Origin of the sequence: Streptomyces sp. NPDC049541 (assembly GCF_044465725.1) — a bacterium.
Classification (GTDB): domain Bacteria; phylum Actinomycetota; class Actinomycetes; order Streptomycetales; family Streptomycetaceae; genus Streptomyces.
The window spans coordinates 13,193-34,244 of sequence record NZ_JBITLY010000018.1 but is presented as its reverse complement, the minus strand read 5'-3'; the positions used below and the strand labels follow the sequence as shown (position 1 = coordinate 34,244).

Here is a 21,052-nt window from a genome sequence, read left to right as displayed (position 1 = left end):
AGGGACGTGAACGCCTGCCCGTGCGCGTACGCACGCGTATAGGGCAGGGAATCGTTCATGTCCACCCCGCGTGAACGTGAACGTGAACGATTACCGTGCGTACCTGTCCGTGATCGTCTGGACGGCTGCCTTCAGCTCGTTCCAGGCGCGAAGCTGCATGGCCGGGTCCAGCTTGGCGACGGCCCCGCGGAAACGGTCCAGCCGCTTCAGCGCACCCGCCTTGGGCGAGATGGCATCCGCTTTCGCGATCGCCTTGGACCAGTAACCGGCGCCGCTCATCGGCTCAACTCCCTTCGTGCTCGTGTCCGGTCGGTTGGTGGGTTCGGCTCACCGGGTCTGCGTTCCGGGTCTGCGAGGGTGCCGCTCGCCGGGGCTCACCGGGTCTGCTTCACTGGTGCGGTCGACTGCTTCCGGCAGTCGCGACGAAGGCCAGCCCACTAGCCCTGGGCTGGCCTTCATTGCGTCGTGCCGGACGACGGTCAGGCTTCGGATTCCTCGTGCGACATCAGCGAGCCCCACGCCTTACGCACCCGCTGTTCACCGCCCACGAAGCCGCCCTCGCGGAACGCGGCGACGGCCTGGCGGTAGGACAGCGGCGGATCGTCGCTGTAGCGCAGGTGCCGCAGCACGACGACGAGTTGAGCGTCGCTCAGCGGCTCACCGGGCTGCGGGGCGTCGACGCCGGCGACGGCCGCGATCTCGTCCAGCGTCACGGGCGGTGTGACGGGGTCCGTCACGGGCGTGACGCCCTGCGGCGGCACGGTCTCCAATTCGCCTGTGACCTGCGTGTCCTGGTCCGTCACGGGGGGTGTGACGCCCTCCTCGTCGGCGGCCTCGACAGCGGGACGCTCGGGGGTGGCCGTCACGCCCGGGGCGGGGGCCGTGACGGGCAGGGCGAACATGCCCGCCAGTGCGTCATCCGCGCCGGCCGTCATCCGCTCCCGCTGCACGTCGACCAGGCGCGCCCCGAGCAGGGCATCCCCGGTGCCGACCTTCTTTGCCAGCTTCCAGGACTCCCGCTCGGAGTCATTGCGCTCCTTCTCGTCGGGGTGGTTGGCCGCGCGGGCCCGGTGGTAGGCGAGTTTCTGCATGACGGCCGCGTTGCGGCGCTGGGCTTCGGCGTCCACGCCGGTGCGGTAGACCACGATCCGGCGGGCGAGTAGACCCAGGGCCTCCGCAGAGGCGGACATGGCCATCGGGGTGAAGGCGAAGACCACCGCGTCCGTGCCGGACGGGGCGATGACGGCGCCGGTCAGCGAGGCCGCCGCGGGCAGCGTCCACAGCCCGATACGGACCGGCGTCGGGGCGGACTGACCCAGCATGGTCAAACCCACCAGGGTCATCGCCAGGACGAGGGTGGCGCCCTCACCGGCCGCGACCACACCCAGCGCGGTGGCGGAGCGGTGGAACACCGACGTGATGTTGGTGTAGGTGCCCCACGCGCCCAGGCCGCCGGCGGCGACCATGGGCACCGCGGCAGCACCCAGCACAAGGCCTTGCCCCCAGCTCAGGGACCGTTCTCGGATCTCGTTCATCGGACCTTCCTGTCTCGATCGGGGTTTCAGATGAGGCGTTGTTCCGCGGCCAGGCAGGCACGGTCAGGTCATGCACCAGCCGGAGTCACAGCCGGAGTCCGGCTCGTCGAACGGCAGCGTGTCTACGCCGTCCGGGATGGCCTTGCGCAGCGGTCGTGCAAACCGGGTCAGGTACACGTGGTCCTTCCCGAGTTCGTCGCGGCGTCGGTTGAGCAACGCTTCGAGCTGGCATGCCTTCTCGAACAGCTCCGGCTCGTTGCGGCGCATGTCGTGCCAGGTCTCCGGCCGGTGGAACGGGCAGAACCAGCACGACGACTTCGGCGGCACGGGCAGGCCCGCGCGGCGGATGATCCGGGCGCAGTCGATGCGCCGGATGCCGCGCTCAAGGAGCGGGTATTCAATCTGCTCGTGCGGTTCGCAGCGCCGCTTGTTGGCCCGTGCGATCTCGTCCAGGCTGATGCCGATCCCGACCGTGGCCGGATGATGCGCGGTGGCGCCCCGGCGTTTGAGTTCGTCGGCGATGACCGCGATTTTGAAGCTGGCCGTGCACGAGCGCGTGCCCGGGGCCCCGTTGGACATCCGTACCGGGATCTTCAGCGACCGTGAACCCTCACGGGTCAGGTCCTGATACAGCGTGCGGACCGTGCGGGTGCGCTTCATGATGCGGTCCAGGACGACCAGCTCAAGCCCGTGCGCCTTGGCATACGGGATGGCGTACTGGTGCAGGTAGCGCAGCGTCCCGGGGTGCTCGGAGTCGTTGCCGACGTTGGCCATCAGGAACGTGCGGTAGTCGAGCTCGCCGGACGCTGCCAAGACCAGAGCAGCAGTCGACTGGACGCCACCGCCGAAGCTGAATGCCTTGACAGGTTCGGCGCTCACACCGCACCCCCGTCCGGGGCCGGTTCGAACACCGCGTAGGCAAGTGGCGTTTCCCTGACGGCGGCGCGGATCCACGCGGCGTCGCCGCAGATGCTCTGATCTGCGGATTCCAGCAGTGAAGAGAGCGCGATGCGTACAACGGTGGTACGACGCTCAAGCAGCCGGTGGTAGGCACGCTCGTCGCGGTCGTCGATGGACGGCAGCGGCAGGTCGAGCGCTTCCACGACGGCCGTGAGCAGGTCGACGACCGCTGGGGCGAGGCCTTCCGGGGCGGGCGGCTGAGAAGTCATGCCGCGTCCCCCTCGAACGGGGGGTTGACCAGGCCGGTCAGGGCGGCGATCTCGCAGCCGGTGAGCACGGTGTGCTCGTTCATGGCGTGCGCGACGGTGCGGATCTCGCGCCACAGGTGGGTCACCTTGCGGCGTGCCATGCCCTGCACCATCCCCCAGGACTTGCCGCCCTCCGGGACACTCCAGCGTCCGAGGCGGTAGCCGAACTGGGCGAGGGTGTCGACGGCCAACTCGCGGTCGTGCTCTGCCGTGCAGGCAAAGGCACGGTCCGGTGTCCACAGTCCGTAGGTCATCAGGTAGGTGACGTGGGCGAGTTCACCGGCCGCGCACTGCGCGGCGTAGTGCCACGGCAAGGTGTTCTGCGCCTGATGCACGGTGTTGCCGGTGACCGCCCACCGGCCGGGCCCCGGCTCCCAGGCGATGACCTCGGACGTGATGACGTGCATGCCGTAGGCCATCGACAGCACCGCGTGACCGGCCTCATGGAAGGCCATGCCCAACCGGGCCTGCTCGTAGGTCAAGGGCATGTCCAGGAAGGGGCGCGGCGTGCCGGTGTGGTCGGCCAGCATCTCGGGAGCGGGAGCGGGGGTGTTCATGCCGTACCTCCGGCGGTGAGCAGGAGCGCGAGGATGAGCAGGGCGCCACCCGCATACGTCAGGTCTATGGCGCGGCGCAGGCAGGTGAACTTGGCCACCGCCAGCCGGGACAGCCCCGCGACGTCCGCGGCGAGATCACCGCAGACCGCGGCGGGAATCTCCTCCGCCGTCAGCGTGGCCCACAGCGGGAAGCCGTGCCGCCCGCGCAGGTTCGGCCGCACCGACCGCAGCAGCAGACCGGCCGCCGCGACCATGAGCGCTACACCGAGTCCGCCCGCCACGTACGCGGGGGCGTTCAGCGGCAGGTCGCGCGCCACCGTCCACGCGCCGGCGAGCACCGCGCCGACGAATGCCAGCAGCAGACCCGTCTTGGTGTCGGTCCGCGCAATCTCCGCCTTCACCTCGGCGTGCGCGGCCGTCAGACCCTGTCCGGCGGCACTCATGCAGCCACCCCCCGACCTGCCGCACGGCGGCGGGCAGGGCGGACCAGCGGGACCACGTTGAACAGGTCCAGGTGGTCCTCAACCACCCGCGCGGCCAAGCGGATCAGATCGTCCGGGAGCTCCCGGTACTCGGGGTCGGCCAGGATGTCACGCGCTGCGTCCAGACGCGCCGCACGCTCCTCGTCGCTCTCTCCCTCCACTCCCAGCCACAGTTCAACCGGGGTACCGAGCGCCAGTTCCGCGAACTCCGCGTCAGTGACGGCCTGATGACCGGCAACGATGTACTTCATGGGCGTCTCTCCTCACAGTGGAGCGGCCACAACGCCTGGAGAAGCCTCAACAGGCGCGCGCCGCGGGAAAGGAACCGCACCTGGACGGGGCGCGGTTGGAACTCGGAAGTGCTCATCAAACGGGCAGGCCACCGACGTGATCGGCGCCCTACCCGCATGACGAGTGACGGGCCCATGACAGGCCCGCCCTCGTGCCTAAGTGCAGCCGCGTGGGCGTCTGTGACGCTGCGGCCGTGTCTTCCAATGACATCGCCCGTTTCGGCTCTCACGCGCAACGTGAGGGACTGCCTAGTCCGTTCGTGGCGACACTTGGAAGCTGTGCCGCCGCGGTCCTATCCACCGACCGGTCGTCGCGGGGAGTCGCCCTCGCTCGGGATTCGGTGTCTCAGTGCCAGTGCACTCACGAGCCTGCGAAGTTCGGTTCCGCGCTCGTGGACCGCTGTCCAGGTTGTTCGCACCGGGTCTGGCAGCCACAGGCTGCGTCTGCCGCTCCCCTCCGGCCTGACGGTCGGCGGGTGGTGCTGCTTCCGCTCGAACCGCGTGTGAGCGGGTCCGGCGGGCCTTGCTGTTGCAGTACCTGTTTTACAGGTACTGCATGGGGGCCCGTCAAGTACCGATAGCGGACCCTGCGGTGTTCGCGCCGGGACTTCTTGGCGCACAATCAGAATCGCCCCAGGTCAGGGGAGTTCGTCACCCCCTACATGGACAGCTCCAAATCAGGTGGCTACCGTCAAGAAGTCCCTAGAAGTCCATGCGGGGGTAAAGGTGTCCAACGAACGGTTGAGGTCTGCCCTGTTAGCTCGCGGCATGACGATCCAGGACCTGTCCGCTGAGATCGGGGTGATCCCCAAGACCATCGAGCGCTGGATCACGCAGGGCAAGGTGCCGTACAGGCGCCACCAGTACGCAACGGCGGCGGCCCTCCGGGTTGACGTGACGATGCTGTGGGACGACTCCCGGACTCAGGAATCCGCAACTGACCTGAGCAAGGCCGAGATCGTGACCGCCTACCCTCACCGGCACGTTGTGCCGGCAACCCTCTGGCGCGAGATGTGTGAGCGCGCCACGGAGCGCATCGACATCCTCGTGTACGCCGGCATCTATCTGGCGGAGGATCCACTGTTCTTCTCGACCCTGAAGGAGAAGGCGGAGAGCGGCGTGCGCATCCGAGTGCTGATGGGGGACCCAGAGTGCGAAGCAGTCATCCGTCGAGGCATCGACGAAGGGCACCGCATCATGGACGGCAAGATCCGCAACGCGCTGGTCAACTACCGACCGCTGTTCACCAGCCACCCGGAGATTGCCTTCCGCCTGCATGACACGGTGCTCTACAACTCGATCTATCGCGCCGATGACGAGATGCTGGCCAACACCCACGTGTACGGCATTGGCGCCTACATGGCGCCCGTGTTCCACCTGCGGCGGCTTCCAGGAGGTGGGCTCTTCGACACCTTCGCCAACAGCGTTCAGCAGACCTGGGAAGGCGCCAGGCCAGTAACCGAACACGACATCACGGGAGCTTGAGTATGGGGCGCATCGACTACCTGCACGATCCGGACGCTCCGCCGGCCAACTCGGTCGTTCCCTCGGTCGTGGCGTTCGTCCAGAACGATGCGGGACAAGTGCTCATGATCCAGCGATCCGACAACGGACGCTGGGCGCTACCCGGCGGTGGCCACGACGTGGGCGAGTCCATCAGTGACACGGTGGTTCGGGAGGTCTGGGAAGAGACCGGTATCAAGGCGGAGGTCGTCGATCTGTCCGGGATCTACACAGACCCTGGTCACGTTATGCGGTACGACGACGGCGAAGTCCGGCAGCAGTTCAGCATCTGCTTCCGCGCGCGGCCCGTCGGCGGCGAGTTGCGTACGAGCAACGAGACGACGCAGGTCCGTTGGGTCGACCCAACGGACCTGCGAGAGCTGGACGTTCATCCCACGATGCGGCTCCGTATCGAGCACGCCATGGATCGAACGCGTACCGCTCCCTACATCGGATGACGCTTGGCGGCGGCGACGCGTTCGAGGACGCGGGACGTGCAAGCGTGGATCTCGGGCTCAGCGCGGCGGATGAACTTTCCGATCAGGCTGTCGGGCCCGTAGCGTCCAGCGATCTCGTTGATCCGGTCGATCGGGTTCGTAGGCGTGCCGTCCGGCGTGGTGTTCATGTCGCAGTAGCAGAGCGCGTCGTTCAGGTGTGCGCTCTCGCGCGGGAACTCGCCCTCCAGTTCTTCGCGCAGGCCACGCGCATCCGCTTCCAGCCAGGAGCAAGAGTGATGGGCGACCAGGTTGATGACGCGCCGGTCGGCGTTGGCCACGTCCCGGAGGTAGCGGGCGCCGTCGAGCGGGTGAAAGCCCGTCTTGGCCAGGTCCGGCGCATAGCCGATGTCGTGCAGTACTGCCGCGGCCTCCAACAGATCCGCATCCTGCCCAAGAACGAGAGCGATCGTGCGTGCCCTCTCGGCAACCCCTAGGCAGTGCTTCCACCGCCGCGGCAGCGGCTCGGCGAGCAGGGACTCAGCCAGGGGATAGGCCCACTCCGTCAACGTCGGCAAGCTACGAACGCTCCTCTCGCGTCGGCACGGCGCGGACTGTCCGCACCCTGCCCTGTCCTCCCCCCGCCAGCACGCCGGCGGTTTCCAACTTTTCCAGAGCTTTGGTCACCGTGGGACGGGAGACCCCGAACCGTTCGGCGAGCACGGAAGCACTAGGGAACGCTTCCCCTACCTCGAGTTCGTCAGCCGTGATGATGTCTGCGATCCGCTGATCGAGCGGACGCCGGTCGACTCGATCACCCGAGCGCACGACGCGCCACCGCTCGCCTGGTGCAGGTTCGGCCACGCCTTCCTGCCGCAGTACTCCGTAGGCGCGGATGGCGACGCCGCGCGAGACACCGTGTTCACGCATGACCTCAGCCAGGGACGGCAGCTCTGTCATCTCCGGGTCGCTCTCGATCAGTACCTTCACTGAGTCGGCAATCTTCAGGAAGGTTCCCCGAGGGCTGGCCTGCTGCGACACTCGCTCTTCCTCTCCGTTCGCCCGTCGTCACCCCAGAATCCCACGGCTCGCGCCCTCATCGGAGGGAGACCGGACGGCTACGAGCAAGCGCGGGGCCGGTCTCGATCCACCTCAATCCGTGTGCGTCCGCCACCGTTTGCTGCGGTCGGGAAACCCTCCGAGCATTTAAGATCCCAGGTCGTGGCAGACATCTCCGACGAATTGATCAAGCTGGAACGTTCCGCCCTGGAGGCGCACGCGAAGCTCGCCAGCCTCGACGGCGAGGCGTACGACGTGCAGTGGAAGGCCTGGCGTACAGCGGCGGAGGCCTTTCAGGCGTCGGTCACGGCGTATGCGGCGCGCGAGGATGTGGCCATGTCTCGGTACGAGGTCGAGCAGGCGGTGAAGCGGGTCGTGCGGCACCCCCAGCCGGAGGGCTGACGGAGCTACTCCGGGTCGGGCCAGACGGCCAGCGTGCGGGCTTCGGCCTCGTCGACCAGCGTGATGCGGGTACTAGGGATGGAGCCGTACTGGCCAACCCACACGACGAATTTGCCGCGCGCGCAGGCGGCACACGGCTGTAGCGGCGCCTGCGTGATGCGCTTCCTCACCTCGCTGTCCGGCGGCGAAGCTGACGTGTGGGGCAGCGCGCCCGGGTCGACGCCGTGCCGTCGGAAGAGTTCCGCCAGGGTCATGCGCTCGCGGGCCACGCCGCCTCCTGGTGACCTCGGGGATTGCAGATTGCCACCGTGATCATAGAATCGAACACGTGAACGATCCAGTCCCGTCGCGACTCTCGCTGCTCCGCTTCCTGGAGCGCGTGCAGGAACGGGACCTTGCCCGTACGCGCCGCTGGATCGCCGACGAAGAGCGCCGCGAGGGCGAGCGACAGCGCGGCCTCCAGGCCCGCCCGCCCGCGCCGGAGTGGCTGATCGAACTCGGACTCAACCGGCACGCCGCACCCGTGTACGTGCACGCCGGGGACTGCTGGAACGCGGGCAAGCGCAGTCGGGCCATCAGCAGGGATCAGGCTCGCCGGGCGCTCGCCGACGGGGTCAAAGCGTGCCCGCAATGCCAGCCCGATACCGCCCTGGGGATGCTGGACTAAGCACTGTGCGGCCTGCGTGCTGTCTTCTTCGCGGCGGCCTTCTTCGTGGTCTTCGCCGTGGTCTTCTTGGCCGCGGCCTTCTTCTTCGGCAGCTCGTGCACGTCGGCGTCCTCGCCACGGGAAGCCTTGGCCTGCTGGACGGACTCGTTGAGGGCGGCCATGAGGTCGAGTACTTTGCCCGGTTCCTGGGGCTCCGGCGACTCGGGCAGCTCGCGGTGTTCCCGCTTCGCTTCGATGATCTTCGCTATAGCGTCGGTGTAGGCGTCCTCGAACTCCGGTCCCGTCAGATCGTCGCGGCTGAGGGATTCCATCAGCGCGAGCGCGCCCTCGATCTCTGCATCCGACACCTCGGTCGGCGGCGGCAGCAACTCGGCGGGGTCGCGGATCTCGTCCGGCCAGCGCATCGCATGCAGCACGATCACGTCATCCTTCACCCGCAGCAGGCCCAGCCGTTCTCGCCCTGACCAGGCGTACTTCGCCACCGCCACCTTCGACGACCGGCCCAACGCCTGCACCAGCAGCTTGTACGGCTTCGCCGCGACCAGCCCATCCGGCGCCAGGTAGTAGCCTTCGCCGATCCGGATCGGGTCGATGCTGTCGAGCGGCACGAAGGCTTCGATTTCGATGGCCTTCGCGGTCGGCAGCGGGAGCTCCCGCAGATCCGCATCGCTGATGGCGACGACCTGATCCTTGGCGTACTCGTAGCCCTTGCCGATCTCCGACTGCGTGACTTCGCGGTCCTCCAGTTCACACACCTTCTTCACCCGCACCCGACCCATGTCCTCAAGGTGGTACTGGTGGAAGCGGATCGAATGATCCTCGGTGGCACCCTGGACGTTGATCGGAACAGTCACGAGACCGAAGCTGATCGCACCACTCCAGATCGTTCGGGGCATGGCCAACCTCCGCAAGAACCCCGAGCAGCAACAGCCTAAGAGTGGCAAGCGCGCCCCGCATGCGGGGCAAAGGACCCAGGATTCTGGGCTCGCCTCATTCGTCAGCTGATGCAATCACTTCTACATGTCCCTGACCGGGATGCCGGATCGTTGCGATGGTGGGATTCGGGTAGTCGAATTTGATCCGCGTAAAACCACCTGGATAGCCATCCGGGAGTTCGTTATCGGAGACGATAAATTGCACTGTCCCCGGGGCCTCATCTGCGCCCTTGAGGAGACGCTTATAGAGGGCTGCGCAAGTTTCAGTTGCGGTGTTAAGTGCCAGCCTGGGGCCGTCGATGATGAGCATGGAAGGGTAAGGTGTGCCGGTTTTGCGCGCTACGGTCATGAGCGCGGTCCAGTATGCGATCTGTGTTGCAGTCATGGAGCCACCCCCACTCATCAGGGTCTTCGTGAAAACCTTCCCATTGATCAGCGGCAGATAGTTTTCCCTATCAAAACCGGCAGATTCTACTGTAGCCACCTTGAGTCCCGTTATGGTTGTACGGAACTCCTTCTCGATCTCGTCAAGAACAAAGTTTCGATGGCTGGCCAGCGCAGCCTTACGAGCTGCGATATTTGCCTTGAGGCGCTCTTGTTCGGCTCGAAGGTTTTTGACTTCACCTTCGATGTCCGCTACGCGGTCCCATTGCTGGAGAGCGGTCTCAAAGTACTCCTGCCGAGTGCGCGCGGTTGCCAATCGATCTGAGGCGTCGCTAAATGCCTGTAGTTTGGGAGTCACGCGCTGAGAGGTTCGTGCTTCGAGGATTGCTGTCAGTTTCCCGACTAGTGACTCACGATCTGCTACTGCACGCTGAGCCTTCGCCAACTGTTGTTCCGTCGCCTCATACTGGGCTTCCATCTCGTCCAGCTGCGTGTTGAGCTGATGAAGTTCATAACTATCGGATGCCTGTTCAGGTGAAATCGGATCCGCCTGGAGGCATAGTCGACAGCGACCGTCTTCGACAGACCGGTTCTCCAAAGATTGCATGCATCGCGGGCAAACTGAAAACTCGATGTTGGCCAGTCTGGCACCGGCATCACGCATACGTTCAAGGCGGGCATAGTCCGCTTTTACCCGGCGCTGATCAAGCCTGATTTCCTCGCGTTCCCGGGCCAGGTCCTGAACTGAAGCACGGGCTTCAGCCAGGGTTCTCTCTGCGTCCGTGAGTAGATCGCGGTAGGTTTGTGTTTGTCGGTCAATTACAGGATCGAGTTCTTCGCGCAATGCTGTCAACTCATCCCGGGCCTGATCCTGCTCCGCCGTTGCCTGGAGTAGCTTTTCCTCTACTTCCTCTCGACTGCTCGTGTTGCTATCACGAAGAAAGTCTAGAATGGTCTTCAGGTGTTCGGCGGCTCTATCGATCTCGCCATTCATCAGGTTTACCGAAGATTGCAGTGAGAGGATTTCGGGGTCGGTCAGTTTGAAAAGAAGCTCGAAGACTGCCTTCCTTTTAGGGTCGTAGTAGCCGTCACGACTATCCGCGATATCTCTATTGATCGCGTACTGCGGGATGTACATGAACTTGAAGATGTCGCCAAAGGTAACGCGAGTCCCAGGTTTACTGCTCCTGCTCTTCTGCGCCGCAGCGCGGATGTCGTCAGGAAGTCCTAGCTTCTCCAGCAGGAAGGCATTGAAGCTGGATTCCCCGTCGCCGACGGAGTGGTCAGGGAGTCGCACCCCCGTATGGACGTCCGTGATGCGCATGTTCTTGCTCTTTGCCGCATCCAGGCTTCGCTTGATCAGGAATTGTTCTTTGCCGATGCTGACATCAATCGCAACGTCGTGGATTGCTTCCGTTGCCACGCTTGCTAGACGTGCTTCACCTGCGGCAAAGCCGTATTTGATGAGTTCAAGAAGGGTGGTCTTTCCCACGCCAGTCGGGCCTTCTAGTACCGTCAGGTCAGACGGAAACTCATAGTGCACTCGACCTTCGGTCGTGTACAAGGACAACTCGTTGATGCGAAAATTGATGGTCACTTGATTACCTGCCGATGCGGACGATCCATCAAAGATTCAAGCCTTTGGTAGATGAGATCTTTGAGTGTGTTTCCGTTCATTCCTGATGAGGCTTGGGAAATGGCCTCGCTCCGCTCGCTTATGGCTTTCCAATCACGCGCCTTGCTCATTTCCTCCGCGAGGCGCCGTCCTTTCGTGGTTGCTGCTAGCGCTACGCTGCCTTTTCTTCCCTTCGCGTAGCGAAGAAGTCCCCGTCCCACCAAAGCGCCGATGATCGCGTAATAGCGATCATCCCAAGGGCCATACTTGTAGCGCACCATTGGCGCCTCTACGTCCGTCGGTGTCGCGATTTCTTCATGTGTGAGGTTGAGCCTCGGGTCAGATTCCGACAGTTGGTCGAGAACCTTTGGCGCCAGAGCCGGGTACCGTAGAAGGAAATCGAGCTTTGCCAGCTTGGTAAGACCGTCCAGCTTTCTGGCGTGATTTGGATCTTTAGATACGGCATTTACTAGCAGTAAGACGCGGGCCTGATGGTACGCCAGGTCATCTCGCAGCAACGCGAGCTCAAGATCATCGTATGCGATACTCATGCCGCGCTCCCGTGGTTATCTTCACGGAGCCTGTTGATTTCATCTGCGACATCGAAGTGATCGCTGAACCAGATCTGGCATTTATTGGCGAGTTCGCTGATCCCCCCAAGAAGGAGATCTGAATCCATCCCGACCGGAATTTGGTTCGATGGAATGTTGTCGAGTTCGTCTTGTATCGATCGCCAGAAGGTAGCCCCCCAATGGTCGGCTGCACGCATGGTTGGAGTGTCGGCCTGGTCGCTGACGCGAAGAAGTAGCCTGCGCACTTTCTCGCGTTCGGCCAGTGCAGTGGGATCGCCAGTCAGGCGAGTACGCCAGTAGCGTTGATAGTCTTTCCTTAGCTGTTCACTGCGCTCAATGCTGTTGTCTGAGCAGCGGCCCCTTCTCATCTTTATCGCTGCTCGGCTCAATCTGATGGGCGAGCTGAGAGATTCATAGGCCGAAGGATTAGTCACCGCTGTCATGATTGCCAGGTCGATATCCTGCATAGTCACGATCCGGCTCGAAAGTTCTCGCTCTTTATCTGCGGTGGTCGGTGATCCGGAACCATTTGCATACGCCAGCACGGGAGAAATTGTTGCATTTTTCCTTGGCCCGGCTGCCCGCATACGCGTGAAAAAGAGACCGTAGACGGCGTTCCAGACAGCTTCGCATGGCACGTCGTAGCCGAGGTGGTCGACTACGGGCTTGGCGAACTTCGTTGGAGCTGCGAATCCGATATCTGCCCGGCGTGTCAGTCCATGTTGGATGCTCAACATGGAGAGAAAACGAGCGATCTCCTGTTGCTGATCCTCTAGCGATATCTCTTTCTCGCTTCCCTCTTTCCATTCGGAGGGAAGGTGCGTTCCGCTGTAGGTGTGAACGCCTGCATGAAACTTCGTTACAAATGGGAGCTGATCGGCAGAGATGGTGATCGGCTGCTCTGCCAGTCGAAGCGCGCGAAAGGCTTTCATCATTGCTTCGAAGTCTTGAGGGTCGCCGCTGAGGAGACCTCCGGTAGTCGTCAACCTGCAAGTTGGCTTTTCTTTCAGTGCTCGCCAGCGCAGAAAGAGGTGGACGAGCCCTCCGTCAACGGCAAGTTGATTGACCGTTCTGTATGCGTCAACCGACGGATCCCTATGTTTCGCGGAGACAAGCTCTGCGGCGTCACCGTGCAGGGCTACCCAGTCCTCGTGGTACTCGCAAAGGACTCGTCTGTCCTCGTCTTCACTGAGGCTCTTGCCGGGGCCCAGAGCATCGAGGTACAGCTGTAGGCCGTCGGCCGCTGCCATGGACGCTTGCCAGTCGTAGCGATCAAGCGTGGGGGCCCCTGAGTCATCCGGTTGCGGCTCCGTCACGACTAGCCCAGCGGCCGTGAACTCCGGTTGTTCAGACAACGCGCCCCCACACTGTCTCGCACTTGACCGTTCGTAGATCTTGACATGAGCCACCCCACATACGCAGCAGGGCTGACAAAACGGCCGAAGTCAGTTGTGAGGGGGGTGTCGGAGCGTTGCCCGTAGGACTCAGACGGCACCCCGCTTGCGGTTGCCTGTGGGGCACTGTCCGGTTGGCAAATTCCAAGATCAGGACGATACGTGGACTAGGTTCGGTGAAATCCTGAGAGTGGCACACAAAGCCGCAGGTCAGAGGCTTGATGCTGAAGCGATCTTGGGGAGACTGTAAATCTGCGGGCTCAAGGCGCCGGAGCGCTTCGGAATGTGTGTGTGCGGTGCCAGTCGAAGTACTGCTCGCGTTCCGGCGTCCACCATGCGGTTGTGCGGTCGGCCAGGTAGTCGTTGATGTGTTGGGCTACTGCTGGTGATGAGGCGGCGAGTGGGCTGACCTGGAGCTGTCCGCCTTCTGAAACGGTGATGAAGCCGCGTTCGTAGAGTCCGTCGCAGCCCAGCAGGCAGGCGAGCATCGCGATGTTCTGCAGATCGCGTTTCTCGTCGTCGGTGCAGGCGGCCCGCTTCTTGATGTGGGCAGCGATGAGGAAGGCGGCCGGCAGGGTGCGCCCGCACAGGGCGCACTCGCCCGTGGGGCCGGGAAGAAGGGCGCGCTTGAGGTGGGCTTGTTCCCCTCGGTAAGCGCGCTCGGCGCTGCGCTCCAGGGGGCCGGTGTAGTCGGCGATGGCCTGCTGGGCTGCGGCTTCTTCGTCCTCGGGCTGGACGGTCTGTGCGGGTTCCAGTGTCAGGAGGCTCTGGAGGAGGTCGGCCTCGGTGTCTTTGACGGCCTGGAAGCGCATGATGTTGCGGGTCGGCTTCCAGCCGAGGAGATCGCGGACTTCCTCGATGGGGATGTCGAAGCCGCGGGTGCCGGAGAGGGCGTACATGTACTCCCAGGTCTCGCCGTCGTCGTCGGTGTCCCACAGGCGTGCCGCAAGTTGCGGGCTACGCCAGGTCAGGGCGACCGTGCCGCCGAGGTAGAGGCGCTTGTCGCCGCTGAAGAAGACCCAGGATCCGGGCTCCATTTTGCGGATCTCGGGGAGGTTGGCCCCGTTCTTGCCGGGCATGACGCCCCACATCGGGGCGGTGCCGTTCGGGAAGAGCTGCTTGAGCGCGTCTAGGGTAGCCGTATCCAGCAGGTCGGCGTGCTGGTCGAAGGCGACGGGGCTGGCGATGGTGTCCTGGTAGTGCTTTTCGACGGTCTTGTCCGAGCGTCTCGCCGGCTGGGCAAAAATCCGCATGCTTGTTAGGCCCCCAGGTTTGTGTACTTGTCGGCGCGGCCGTAGGCGAGACCGACCGGGTAGCGCTGTCCGTTCAGCTCGATCTTCTCGGCCAGGGCCTCTTCTAGGTCCACGCCTGTGACGTCCGCCAGCCGCAGCAGGTAGGCCAGAACATCGGCCATTTCCTGGCGCACCGCTTGGGCCTGGCCGGGCGTGGCCATGATGGCCTGCGACTGCTCCGGGGTGAGCCACTGGAAGATCTCGGCCAGTTCACCGGCCTCGCCGACGAGCGCCATTACGAGGTTCTTCGGTGTGTGGAACTGTTCCCAGTCGCGTTCGCGGGCGAACTGCGCCAGATCTTCCTGGAGTTCTCGGATCGTCATGCCTCTATCCCTACCAGGCCCTTCTGGCGGCTGTGCGTGCTGGCGACGAACTTGCCTGAGTGCACTGTCAGTTGCGACTGCTATAGATCATGCATGCATGTCTTCGAGGGAACCGTAAAGGAAGCCTCGGTCCGGCTCGCCGATCCGGGCTTCGTCGCGCAGTGCGCCAAGCGGTATACCGCCGTGCACGGACGATCGCCGGGGGAAGCTGAGTTGCGCAGCTGGTCGGAGAGCTGGCCAGCGCTGGTGCGTGTGCTGGTTGTCGCCGGGCTACTTGATCTGCATCTGCTGCTGGAGTACGAACTGCCTGGCTCCAGCCAGAGGATCGATGCACTTCTCATTGGCCGGCGTGCGGGCCGCCTCGTGGCTGTCGTGATCGAACTCAAACAGTGGACGTTCGCCGCTCCGCATCCGGTGGGAGCCGGGATGCTCATGGTGGGGGACCGAGAGGTTCTGCATCCCGGGCGCCAAGTCGGCGGGTACGTCGCCTACCTCAACGACTGGGTTCCGGCCGAACTGGACCTCGAGGTGCGCGGCCTGGCCTTCCTGCACAACGCATCCGCAGAGCTGACCGGGCACCTGAGCGCACTTGCCGCTGGCGGCCCCAGCGCCGCTTTCCCACTGCTGGGAGCCGACGACCTTCCCAGGGACGCCGAAGCCTCGCTGCTGGCCGGACGGTTGCAGTGCGCAGACGTAGAGCCCGCGGATCGGCAAACCGTCAGCGACTTCCTGCTGGTCCAGCACCGTCCCTCCGCGTCCCTGCTGGCCAGGGTCAGCGGCACCATCGAAGGCCTCGACGGCTTTCGGCTCATCGGCGACCAAGACAAGGCCCGCCAGACCATCCATCGCGCGATTGAGGCCACCGAGCGGGGGACGCCCGGCCACATCGTGGCCGTCACAGGCGGACCGGGCACAGGCAAGACCGCGATCGCCGCCCGCGTCCTGGGTGACCTCTGCCTCAAAGAGAACGCCAACCCCAGGCTCCTGTCCCCGTCCGGGACACTCACCCAGCAGCTCACCCGCGCCGTCGGGGAGAGGGCCAAGGGCCTCATCACCACCCTGACCACCACGCTGCCCCGCGGCCTGAGCAAAGACAGCAGCATCATCCTGCTGGACGAGGCCCACCGGGCACGCACCGACCCGCTGCGGCGGAACAGTGAGTTCCCCGACCTCTTCACCCGGCTCATCCGCGACTGCGCGGCACTCGTCCTCTTCCTCGATGAACGCCAGATCGTCCGCCCCAGCGAAGGCACCACCCTCGACGAACTTCGCCGCTTGGCCCGCGCCCGCGGCTACACCTTCGCCCACATCGACCTGACCACCCAGTTCCGGTGCGGGGGCTCGCGAACCTATCTCGACTGGATCGATGCCCTGCTCACCGAAGACGGCCAGGCACCCGCATGGCAGGGCACCGACTACGACCTCGCCATCGCCGCCACCCCTGCCGAACTCGAAGACTGGGTCACCACTCACCACCATGCGGGCCGCAGTGCACGCATCACCGCCGGCTTCTGCTGGTCCTGGGACTCACCCCCCACCCCGCCCCTCACGCCAGAAGTCTCCATCCCCTGGACCGACGAGACTGGCGACCATCTGTGGCAACGGCCCTGGAACTCCGGCGCGGGAGGCATCCTCGCAGGCACCGACACCCCGGGTCGGGCCTTCTGGGCCACCGACCAGGGCGGCCACCAGCAGATCGGCTGCGTCTACACCGCCCAGGGCATGGAATACGACTACAGCGCCGTCATCCTCGGCGACGACATCACCTGGACCCCCACCGGATGGCAGGCCAGACCCAAGGAGAGCCGTGATCCCGCCCTTCAGGGGCTGTCGCCACGGCAGTACCTGCGCTACGCGCTGAACACCTACCGCGTCCTCGCCACGCGCGGAACCCGAGGCACGCGCCTCTATTCGACGGACGCCCCCACTCAACAGCGCCTGCGCCAGCTTCTCACTGGGGCCCTTCGTGATCCCTCTGCAGCACGATGAACCCGGTAGGTGTGAGCCCGTTGCAGACAAGGGCTACAGCACGCATCGATAGAAGGTGAAGAGAATTCTGCGCGACGACCACCCGAGCACCCTCGCCCCCCGGGGCCACCTCGCCCACTGGCGGAAAGAGGCACGGAAGAAGGACTAGCCGTCACCCAAGACCCAGCGACTGCAACGCCGTTGTCCAGTCTGTAGCGATCGCCTTCTGCGCTGCGGCCAGCGTGACCTTGCCCGAGCAGACCGCGGTGTGCAGCTTCGTCTCCACCGGGTCCTTCTTGTTGTTGATCCCGCCGCCTGACTTGTGGCCCGGATCCGCGGGCTCGATCCACAAGTTACGGGCGTCATTCGGGGAACCGCCCAGCTGAAGCGAAATATCGTGATCATATTCAGCATCACTCAGGCTGCCCGTGTAGCCGTAGGACGCCGCATTCAGCTTCTTCTCCAGGCCCGTGATCGAAACCGGCGGCCGGATCCCCTTGGTGTAGCCGCCCTTACGGCAGATCGTCTGCGCCAGGTTCGCCTGTGTCACGGCCGGCGAGGTCGCACCCGGCGTGCACTTCCGATCCGGCAGCGGCTCCCCATCCTTGGTGTGACGGTAGTGGCAGCTGCCCGCGGGGGGCTGCTGTTGCACCGTGTACTTGGTCTGCGGGCCAGCACCCACCGGAATCGTCCCCCCCGAACCCACAGGTACCGCCGAACCCGCCGCAGCCGAGGCGCCGTTCTTCCCGGCGCCCCCACCGGAATGGGCCCCGGAGGACGAACACCCTGCCAGCACCAGACAGGACAGCACCACCAGCGGCACGGTACGACGCAACGAACGCATGACGACCCCCCAACGACCGGAATCAACCGAGCAGATACTGCCCCACCGAAGCCGCCGAACCACACCAGGGGTCCGGCGCACAGGAGCACATAGGCCCCTAACCGTCAGATAGATGCCCGATGTCAACCTCAAGCTTCGATTGGCACCGCCAGCGATGGATGCCACTGCCGTCTAGGCCGCAGCGAGCGCGCGACACACCTCCGACACACCGAGCGGCCTCACGCACTCCCCAACGGACTACCCGCAGGTCAAGACGCTCGTGAAGAGTGATCGACGCAACCACTCCGGAGCCGTGTGCGCAGGTTCGAATCCTGCCGGGGGCACTCGCCGAGGAACAGCAGAAATCAGGCGCTGACCAGGGCGGATGCCGACACGAGAGAGCGGGACCCAGTCTCACTGGGTCCCGCTCTCTCGCATTGCTGATCACGGTTCACGCGGGAGTAGCGCGTGAGTGATCAAGCGTCGCCCGCACTGGTGGACGACAGCCCAGGGGCGCCACCCGCTTCCCACCGTCGCCTCGCCTGACAACACGCGCCGGCCGGCAAGGTGCTACGAACAATCTCTTCCGCCGCTCCTCATAAGCGCCAAGCTCCGTGAGCAGTTGCTGTCACGTCAGGCGACGGGTCGTCAGCAAGACCGTCGAGCAACTTTTGAACCACCGCATACGGACCCTCCGAGACCGTATGTTCACCAGCCATGACGCCTGAGGGGGCGCAGACCCCAGCCTGGCGTTGCTCGGACTGGCGGTCGCCCTGTTCGGTGCGCTCATGGGTGGCGCCTTCTCGTAGTGGTGTTCCTGGCAGCAAGCACGCACTCAGCTCGAAGCGCAAGCAGCCGAGAATCGCGTAGAGCAAAAGAAGGAAGCCCGGGAAAAGAAGGCGGAAACATATGGGAAGTATCTCAGCGCCGTCAACACGTACGCTGTAGAAACAAAATGCAGTAATTACGGATCACAAGGACGGAAAACGCCTGCAACGAGCAACTCATGTGCCGCGAACTACCTGTTCATCTCCGCAGCCACTGTTGACTTACGACAACGGCATCGCCATCCCGCCGCAGCAAGGTGCCCAACGGTCCGGCGCTCCTCTGCGCGCACTCGGAGACAGCCGCCATGATCGAGAGAGTCAAGGTCGGTGAATTTGACCATCTCGCAGAGGGCCAGCGCTCTCGGCCATGCGAGTGAGTAGTTCGCTGAGCGGTTTTTCGGAATGATTAGCGAGGTAGCTTGGTGGCGACGTTGTCCTAGACGAGGCGGGAAACCATGCGTGCACGTAGAGTCTTCGCCATCTTGATCGCCACTCCTGTCCTGCTTGCCGCGATCGGAGTGGCTGGTGAATCCGCGGTCGCTCTGCAGAAACCCGCCTCCGAAGGGTCAAGCGCTCGGCCCAAGCCGACCGCTGAAGTCGAAAGCAGGCATGGCGAGGTCAAAAGATCTGCCGATGAAGAAACCGAACCGGAAGAAGGCCTACTCGGCACTGTCGGAGGGGAACTCCTCGATCGCGTTTCTTCCAGATGGGCGTAAGGGCTCGTAACGCGATCATGATCGTGTTACGAGCCCTGAGGACTTGCCGGGAATCAACACGTGAACTCGAAGATCGTGTTGGCCAGTTCGACCCGGGTTTTCGGCTGCTTGCGGTTGAACAGTTCGATCTGCATCGAGGCCAGAACGACTCCAGCATCGCGTTGTCCAGGCAGTCCCCGACGGTGCCGAACGACGACAGAAGGCCGGCGGAGCGGATCCGCTCCCCGAAGATCCAGGAGGTGAATACCGAGCGCACTACCCCCCTTCCCTGGTGCGGCGCTGCGTGATGTCGGTGACCCACCGCCTAGAGTGAGCTGGTCGGGCCCGCTCGCGCCCTGTGCGAGTCGTCGTCGGCTCGCACGCCGGACCTGGTCCGGGTCGCCCGGAGCCGCTGCCCACGGAATCACGCCCCCAGCCCGGCCGTCAGCCGCTCGAACGGTGCAGCGGGGCCACCACCGCACCCCTGCGCCGCAGTGTGCGGGGGATCCTGAGGGCGCACAGGCGCAGCCGGACCGCCGCTTCATGCCCTTCCGTCACACTGATCGTCGCCGTGCACACCTCGTCGGTGTCGGTGCTCATCACCTCGGCGCTGCTGGCCGGTGCCGGGCAGGGCATGGGGCAGCTCGGCGGCCTCTCCCTGCTCAACTCCACCGTTCCGCCGCAGCGGCTCGCCGAGGCCAACGCGGCGCTCAACGTGGGCGGTTACATCCCGGCGGGCCTGCTGCCGGTCTCCGCCGCCCACCTCGGCGACGCCGTGGGGCTGACCAACGGCGCGACCATCTTCGGCACCGTCCTGATGAGCCTCGCCGTCGTCGGCGGCCTGGTGGTCGTCGCCACCCGCCGCCGGGTCCCGGAGCCCGCCTGACGGTCCGGCACAAAATGCTCAGCGACAAGCGACATACACGACATACACGACATACACAGCGTCCCCGGCAACCGCGCACGATGCCGCCCACGTTGTTGGCGGAGTATGAACCGCGAGGACCGTTCGCCGGACCCGTCGGGCGGTGTCAGGCGCTGCGTTTGCGGGACGTCGTCTTCTTGGCGGGGGTCTTCTTTGCGGTGGTTGTCTTCGCCGCCGTCTTCTTCGTCGGCTGTGCGGACTTCGCCGTCGACTTCTTGGCAGAGGCCGATGCCGTCGTCTTCTTCGCCGTCGTCTTCTTGGCCGTGGACGTCGACTTCTTTCCGCCCGCCTGCTTCGGGGCCGTTCGGGCCGACTTGCGGGGCGGGAGGCTTCTGACCTCTGCCGGTTCCTCCTCGCCGCGCGACTCCTTGGCGGCCTTCACGCTCTTCTCCAGTGCTGCCATGAGGTCCAGGACCTTGCCGCCCGCCGCCGGTTCCGGGGCCTCCGGTGGGGCCTCGCCCGCCGCCTTCGCGGCGACGACCTCCTCCAGTGCCTCGCGGTACTCGTCGTGGAGTTCGTCGAGCTCGATCCCGCCCAGGGTGTCCATCAGGGCGTCCGCCAGGTCGAGTTCCTTGTCGTTGATGCTGACCTTGGCGTCGGGGGCCACCCCCTCGGGGGCGCGGACCTCGTCCGGCCACAGGAGGCCGTGCATGGCGATGGCGTCCTCCACCACCCGCAGCATGCCCAGCCGTTCCCTGCCGCGCAGGGCGAACTTGGCGATCGCCACCTTGTTGCTGCGTTTCAGGGCCTCACGGAGCAGCGTGTACGGCTTTGCCGCCGGGGCGCCGCCCGCCGCCAGGTAGTACGCCGCGTCCATCTGGAGGGGGTCGATGCTGTCCGCCGGGACGAAGGCCACGATCTCGATCGTCTTCGCCGTGGGGAGCGGCAGATGGGCCAGGTCCTCGTCCGTGATCGGGATGATCGTGCCGTCCGCGTCCTCGTAGCCCTTGCCGATCTCCGCCCCGCTGACCTCCTTGTCCTCCAGTTCGCAGACCTTGCGGTAGCGGATCCGGCCGCCGTCCTCCACATGGATCTGGCGGAAGGAGATCGAGTGGCTCTCGGTGGCGTTCACCAGCTTGATCGGGATGCTGACCAGGCCGAACGAGATGGCGCCGTTCCAGATGGATCGCACGTGCAGCACCCTTTCGGTCGGTTTTGATCG

25 protein-coding genes and 1 pseudogene are annotated in these 21,052 nt (G+C 64.7%); 6 read left to right on the top strand and 20 right to left on the bottom strand.

Translation table 11 applies throughout. The features are described 5' to 3' along the window. Positions 1-90: 90 nt before the first annotated feature. The 7 genes from ACIBW9_RS40010 to ACIBW9_RS39980 form a co-directional block, all read right to left on the bottom strand. Entirely contained in the window at positions 91-279 is a 189-nt protein-coding gene (locus ACIBW9_RS40010) for a hypothetical protein (RefSeq protein ID WP_398963035.1), read from the bottom strand. Between the two features lie 200 nt (positions 280-479). Next, on the bottom strand, positions 480-1,535 hold the full coding sequence (locus ACIBW9_RS40005) for a hypothetical protein (RefSeq protein ID WP_398963033.1): 1,056 nt from the start codon (positions 1,533-1,535) through the stop codon (positions 480-482). 63 nt (positions 1,536-1,598) lie between these two features. Next, positions 1,599-2,414, bottom strand: a complete 816-nt coding sequence (locus ACIBW9_RS40000; protein ID WP_398963030.1) for a phosphoadenosine phosphosulfate reductase — start codon at positions 2,412-2,414, stop codon at positions 1,599-1,601. Continuing rightward, positions 2,411-2,704, bottom strand: a complete 294-nt coding sequence (locus ACIBW9_RS39995) for a hypothetical protein (protein ID WP_398963027.1) — start codon at positions 2,702-2,704, stop codon at positions 2,411-2,413. Before ACIBW9_RS39995 ends, ACIBW9_RS40000 begins: the two co-directional genes overlap by 4 nt. Then, a complete protein-coding gene (locus ACIBW9_RS39990) occupies positions 2,701-3,300 on the bottom strand; it encodes a hypothetical protein (protein ID WP_398963024.1) in 600 nt (199 codons plus the stop codon). The genes ACIBW9_RS39995 and ACIBW9_RS39990 overlap by 4 nt, the downstream gene beginning before the upstream one ends. Then, positions 3,297-3,743, bottom strand: a complete 447-nt coding sequence (locus ACIBW9_RS39985) for a Pycsar system effector family protein (RefSeq protein WP_398963021.1) — start codon at positions 3,741-3,743, stop codon at positions 3,297-3,299. The genes ACIBW9_RS39990 and ACIBW9_RS39985 overlap by 4 nt, the downstream gene beginning before the upstream one ends. Continuing rightward, positions 3,740-4,033: a hypothetical protein gene (locus tag ACIBW9_RS39980; protein ID WP_398963018.1), complete on the bottom strand. Its 294-nt coding sequence runs from the start codon at positions 4,031-4,033 to the stop codon at positions 3,740-3,742. Before ACIBW9_RS39980 ends, ACIBW9_RS39985 begins: the two co-directional genes overlap by 4 nt. 807 nt (positions 4,034-4,840) lie before the next feature. Here ACIBW9_RS39980 and ACIBW9_RS39975 point away from each other — a divergent pair. Together ACIBW9_RS39975 and ACIBW9_RS39970 are read left to right on the top strand one after the other, a co-directional pair. Beyond that, positions 4,841-5,557 (top strand): XRE family transcriptional regulator, encoded by a 717-nt coding sequence (locus tag ACIBW9_RS39975; RefSeq protein ID WP_389937348.1) that lies wholly within the window; start codon positions 4,841-4,843, stop codon positions 5,555-5,557. Positions 5,558-5,559: 2 nt separating this feature from the next. Then, positions 5,560-6,033 (top strand): NUDIX domain-containing protein, encoded by a 474-nt coding sequence (locus ACIBW9_RS39970; protein WP_398963015.1) that lies wholly within the window; start codon positions 5,560-5,562, stop codon positions 6,031-6,033. Here the strand turns inward: ACIBW9_RS39970 and ACIBW9_RS39965 are convergent. Together ACIBW9_RS39965 and ACIBW9_RS39960 are read right to left on the bottom strand one after the other, a co-directional pair. Next, a complete protein-coding gene (locus ACIBW9_RS39965) occupies positions 6,021-6,587 on the bottom strand; it encodes an HD domain-containing protein (protein ID WP_398963013.1) in 567 nt (188 codons plus the stop codon). The genes ACIBW9_RS39970 and ACIBW9_RS39965 overlap by 13 nt on opposite strands. A gap of 1 nt (position 6,588) precedes the next feature. Next, positions 6,589-7,050 carry a GntR family transcriptional regulator gene (locus ACIBW9_RS39960; protein ID WP_398963010.1) on the bottom strand — a complete coding sequence of 154 codons (462 nt, stop codon included), beginning with the start codon at positions 7,048-7,050 and terminating at the stop codon, positions 6,589-6,591. A gap of 180 nt (positions 7,051-7,230) precedes the next feature. Between ACIBW9_RS39960 and ACIBW9_RS39955 the strand changes: the two genes are divergently transcribed. Further along, the gene (locus tag ACIBW9_RS39955; RefSeq protein ID WP_398963007.1) at positions 7,231-7,470 is read left to right on the top strand and encodes a hypothetical protein; all 240 of its coding nucleotides are present in this window, start codon (positions 7,231-7,233) and stop codon (positions 7,468-7,470) included. 5 nt (positions 7,471-7,475) lie between these two features. Here ACIBW9_RS39955 and ACIBW9_RS39950 read toward each other — a convergent pair whose 3' ends face one another. After that, positions 7,476-7,739, bottom strand: coding sequence for a hypothetical protein (locus ACIBW9_RS39950; RefSeq protein WP_398963004.1), 264 nt, complete (start codon positions 7,737-7,739; stop codon positions 7,476-7,478). Positions 7,740-7,798: 59 nt separating this feature from the next. Between ACIBW9_RS39950 and ACIBW9_RS39945 the strand changes: the two genes are divergently transcribed. Further along, positions 7,799-8,137 carry a DUF6233 domain-containing protein gene (locus ACIBW9_RS39945; RefSeq protein WP_398963001.1) on the top strand — a complete coding sequence of 113 codons (339 nt, stop codon included), beginning with the start codon at positions 7,799-7,801 and terminating at the stop codon, positions 8,135-8,137. On the opposite strand, the gene ACIBW9_RS39940 is transcribed toward ACIBW9_RS39945, so the two are convergent. From ACIBW9_RS39940 to ACIBW9_RS39915, 6 genes are all read right to left on the bottom strand, one after another. Then, entirely contained in the window at positions 8,134-9,033 is a 900-nt protein-coding gene (locus tag ACIBW9_RS39940) for a Ku protein (RefSeq protein ID WP_398962998.1), read from the bottom strand. The two genes, ACIBW9_RS39945 and ACIBW9_RS39940, sit on opposite strands and share 4 nt — an antisense overlap. 94 nt (positions 9,034-9,127) lie before the next feature. After that, positions 9,128-11,053 (bottom strand): AAA family ATPase, encoded by a 1,926-nt coding sequence (locus ACIBW9_RS39935; protein ID WP_398962995.1) that lies wholly within the window; start codon positions 11,051-11,053, stop codon positions 9,128-9,130. Further along, positions 11,050-11,622 carry a hypothetical protein gene (locus tag ACIBW9_RS39930; RefSeq protein ID WP_398962992.1) on the bottom strand — a complete coding sequence of 191 codons (573 nt, stop codon included), beginning with the start codon at positions 11,620-11,622 and terminating at the stop codon, positions 11,050-11,052. Before ACIBW9_RS39930 ends, ACIBW9_RS39935 begins: the two co-directional genes overlap by 4 nt. Then, positions 11,619-12,893 carry a hypothetical protein gene (locus tag ACIBW9_RS39925; protein ID WP_398962989.1) on the bottom strand — a complete coding sequence of 425 codons (1,275 nt, stop codon included), beginning with the start codon at positions 12,891-12,893 and terminating at the stop codon, positions 11,619-11,621. The genes ACIBW9_RS39930 and ACIBW9_RS39925 overlap by 4 nt, the downstream gene beginning before the upstream one ends. 404 nt (positions 12,894-13,297) lie before the next feature. After that, positions 13,298-14,290 carry a hypothetical protein gene (locus ACIBW9_RS39920; RefSeq protein WP_398962987.1) on the bottom strand — a complete coding sequence of 331 codons (993 nt, stop codon included), beginning with the start codon at positions 14,288-14,290 and terminating at the stop codon, positions 13,298-13,300. Between the two features lie 5 nt (positions 14,291-14,295). Beyond that, positions 14,296-14,652 (bottom strand): nucleotide pyrophosphohydrolase, encoded by a 357-nt coding sequence (locus ACIBW9_RS39915; RefSeq protein ID WP_398962984.1) that lies wholly within the window; start codon positions 14,650-14,652, stop codon positions 14,296-14,298. Positions 14,653-14,745: 93 nt separating this feature from the next. Between ACIBW9_RS39915 and ACIBW9_RS39910 the strand changes: the two genes are divergently transcribed. After that, the gene (locus ACIBW9_RS39910) at positions 14,746-16,641 is read left to right on the top strand and encodes a DNA/RNA helicase domain-containing protein (protein ID WP_398962981.1); all 1,896 of its coding nucleotides are present in this window, start codon (positions 14,746-14,748) and stop codon (positions 16,639-16,641) included. 151 nt (positions 16,642-16,792) lie between these two features. Here the strand turns inward: ACIBW9_RS39910 and ACIBW9_RS39905 are convergent, their stop codons facing one another. The 3 genes and pseudogenes from ACIBW9_RS39905 to ACIBW9_RS39895 form a co-directional block, all read right to left on the bottom strand. Beyond that, positions 16,793-17,464: a hypothetical protein gene (locus ACIBW9_RS39905; RefSeq protein WP_398962978.1), complete on the bottom strand. Its 672-nt coding sequence runs from the start codon at positions 17,462-17,464 to the stop codon at positions 16,793-16,795. Positions 17,465-19,048: 1,584 nt separating this feature from the next. Then, positions 19,049-19,230 (bottom strand): annotated as a pseudogene (locus tag ACIBW9_RS39900) (IS3 family transposase); the annotation flags it as partial. Positions 19,231-19,409: 179 nt separating this feature from the next. After that, positions 19,410-19,565 carry a hypothetical protein gene (locus ACIBW9_RS39895; RefSeq protein WP_398962975.1) on the bottom strand — a complete coding sequence of 52 codons (156 nt, stop codon included), beginning with the start codon at positions 19,563-19,565 and terminating at the stop codon, positions 19,410-19,412. Here ACIBW9_RS39895 and ACIBW9_RS39890 point away from each other — a divergent pair. Continuing rightward, positions 19,552-19,851 (top strand): hypothetical protein, encoded by a 300-nt coding sequence (locus ACIBW9_RS39890; protein WP_398962972.1) that lies wholly within the window; start codon positions 19,552-19,554, stop codon positions 19,849-19,851. The two genes, ACIBW9_RS39895 and ACIBW9_RS39890, sit on opposite strands and share 14 nt — an antisense overlap. 145 nt (positions 19,852-19,996) lie before the next feature. Here the strand turns inward: ACIBW9_RS39890 and ACIBW9_RS39885 are convergent, their stop codons facing one another. Continuing rightward, positions 19,997-21,031, bottom strand: coding sequence for a Ku protein (locus tag ACIBW9_RS39885; protein ID WP_398962970.1), 1,035 nt, complete (start codon positions 21,029-21,031; stop codon positions 19,997-19,999). Between the last annotated feature and the right edge of the window lie 21 nt (positions 21,032-21,052).

Coding starts and splice junctions, on each gene's coding strand:
- ACIBW9_RS40010 (WP_398963035.1), bottom strand. CDS start 279: ATGAGCGGCGCCGGTTACTGGTCCAAGGCGATCGCGAAAGCGGATGCC.
- ACIBW9_RS40005 (WP_398963033.1), bottom strand. CDS start 1,535: ATGAACGAGATCCGAGAACGGTCCCTGAGCTGGGGGCAAGGCCTTGTG.
- ACIBW9_RS39995 (WP_398963027.1), bottom strand. CDS start 2,704: ATGACTTCTCAGCCGCCCGCCCCGGAAGGCCTCGCCCCAGCGGTCGTC.
- ACIBW9_RS39990 (WP_398963024.1), bottom strand. CDS start 3,300: ATGAACACCCCCGCTCCCGCTCCCGAGATGCTGGCCGACCACACCGGC.
- ACIBW9_RS39985 (WP_398963021.1), bottom strand. CDS start 3,743: ATGAGTGCCGCCGGACAGGGTCTGACGGCCGCGCACGCCGAGGTGAAG.
- ACIBW9_RS39980 (WP_398963018.1), bottom strand. CDS start 4,033: ATGAAGTACATCGTTGCCGGTCATCAGGCCGTCACTGACGCGGAGTTC.
- ACIBW9_RS39975 (WP_389937348.1), top strand. CDS start 4,841: ATGACGATCCAGGACCTGTCCGCTGAGATCGGGGTGATCCCCAAGACC.
- ACIBW9_RS39970 (WP_398963015.1), top strand. CDS start 5,560: ATGGGGCGCATCGACTACCTGCACGATCCGGACGCTCCGCCGGCCAAC.
- ACIBW9_RS39940 (WP_398962998.1), bottom strand. CDS start 9,033: ATGCCCCGAACGATCTGGAGTGGTGCGATCAGCTTCGGTCTCGTGACT.
- ACIBW9_RS39930 (WP_398962992.1), bottom strand. CDS start 11,622: ATGAGTATCGCATACGATGATCTTGAGCTCGCGTTGCTGCGAGATGAC.
- ACIBW9_RS39925 (WP_398962989.1), bottom strand. CDS start 12,893: ATGGCAGCGGCCGACGGCCTACAGCTGTACCTCGATGCTCTGGGCCCC.
- ACIBW9_RS39920 (WP_398962987.1), bottom strand. CDS start 14,290: ATGCGGATTTTTGCCCAGCCGGCGAGACGCTCGGACAAGACCGTCGAA.
- ACIBW9_RS39915 (WP_398962984.1), bottom strand. CDS start 14,652: ATGACGATCCGAGAACTCCAGGAAGATCTGGCGCAGTTCGCCCGCGAA.
- ACIBW9_RS39910 (WP_398962981.1), top strand. CDS start 14,746: ATGCATGTCTTCGAGGGAACCGTAAAGGAAGCCTCGGTCCGGCTCGCC.
- ACIBW9_RS39905 (WP_398962978.1), bottom strand. CDS start 17,464: ATGCGTTCGTTGCGTCGTACCGTGCCGCTGGTGGTGCTGTCCTGTCTG.
- ACIBW9_RS39895 (WP_398962975.1), bottom strand. CDS start 19,565: ATGAGCACCGACACCGACGAGGTGTGCACGGCGACGATCAGTGTGACG.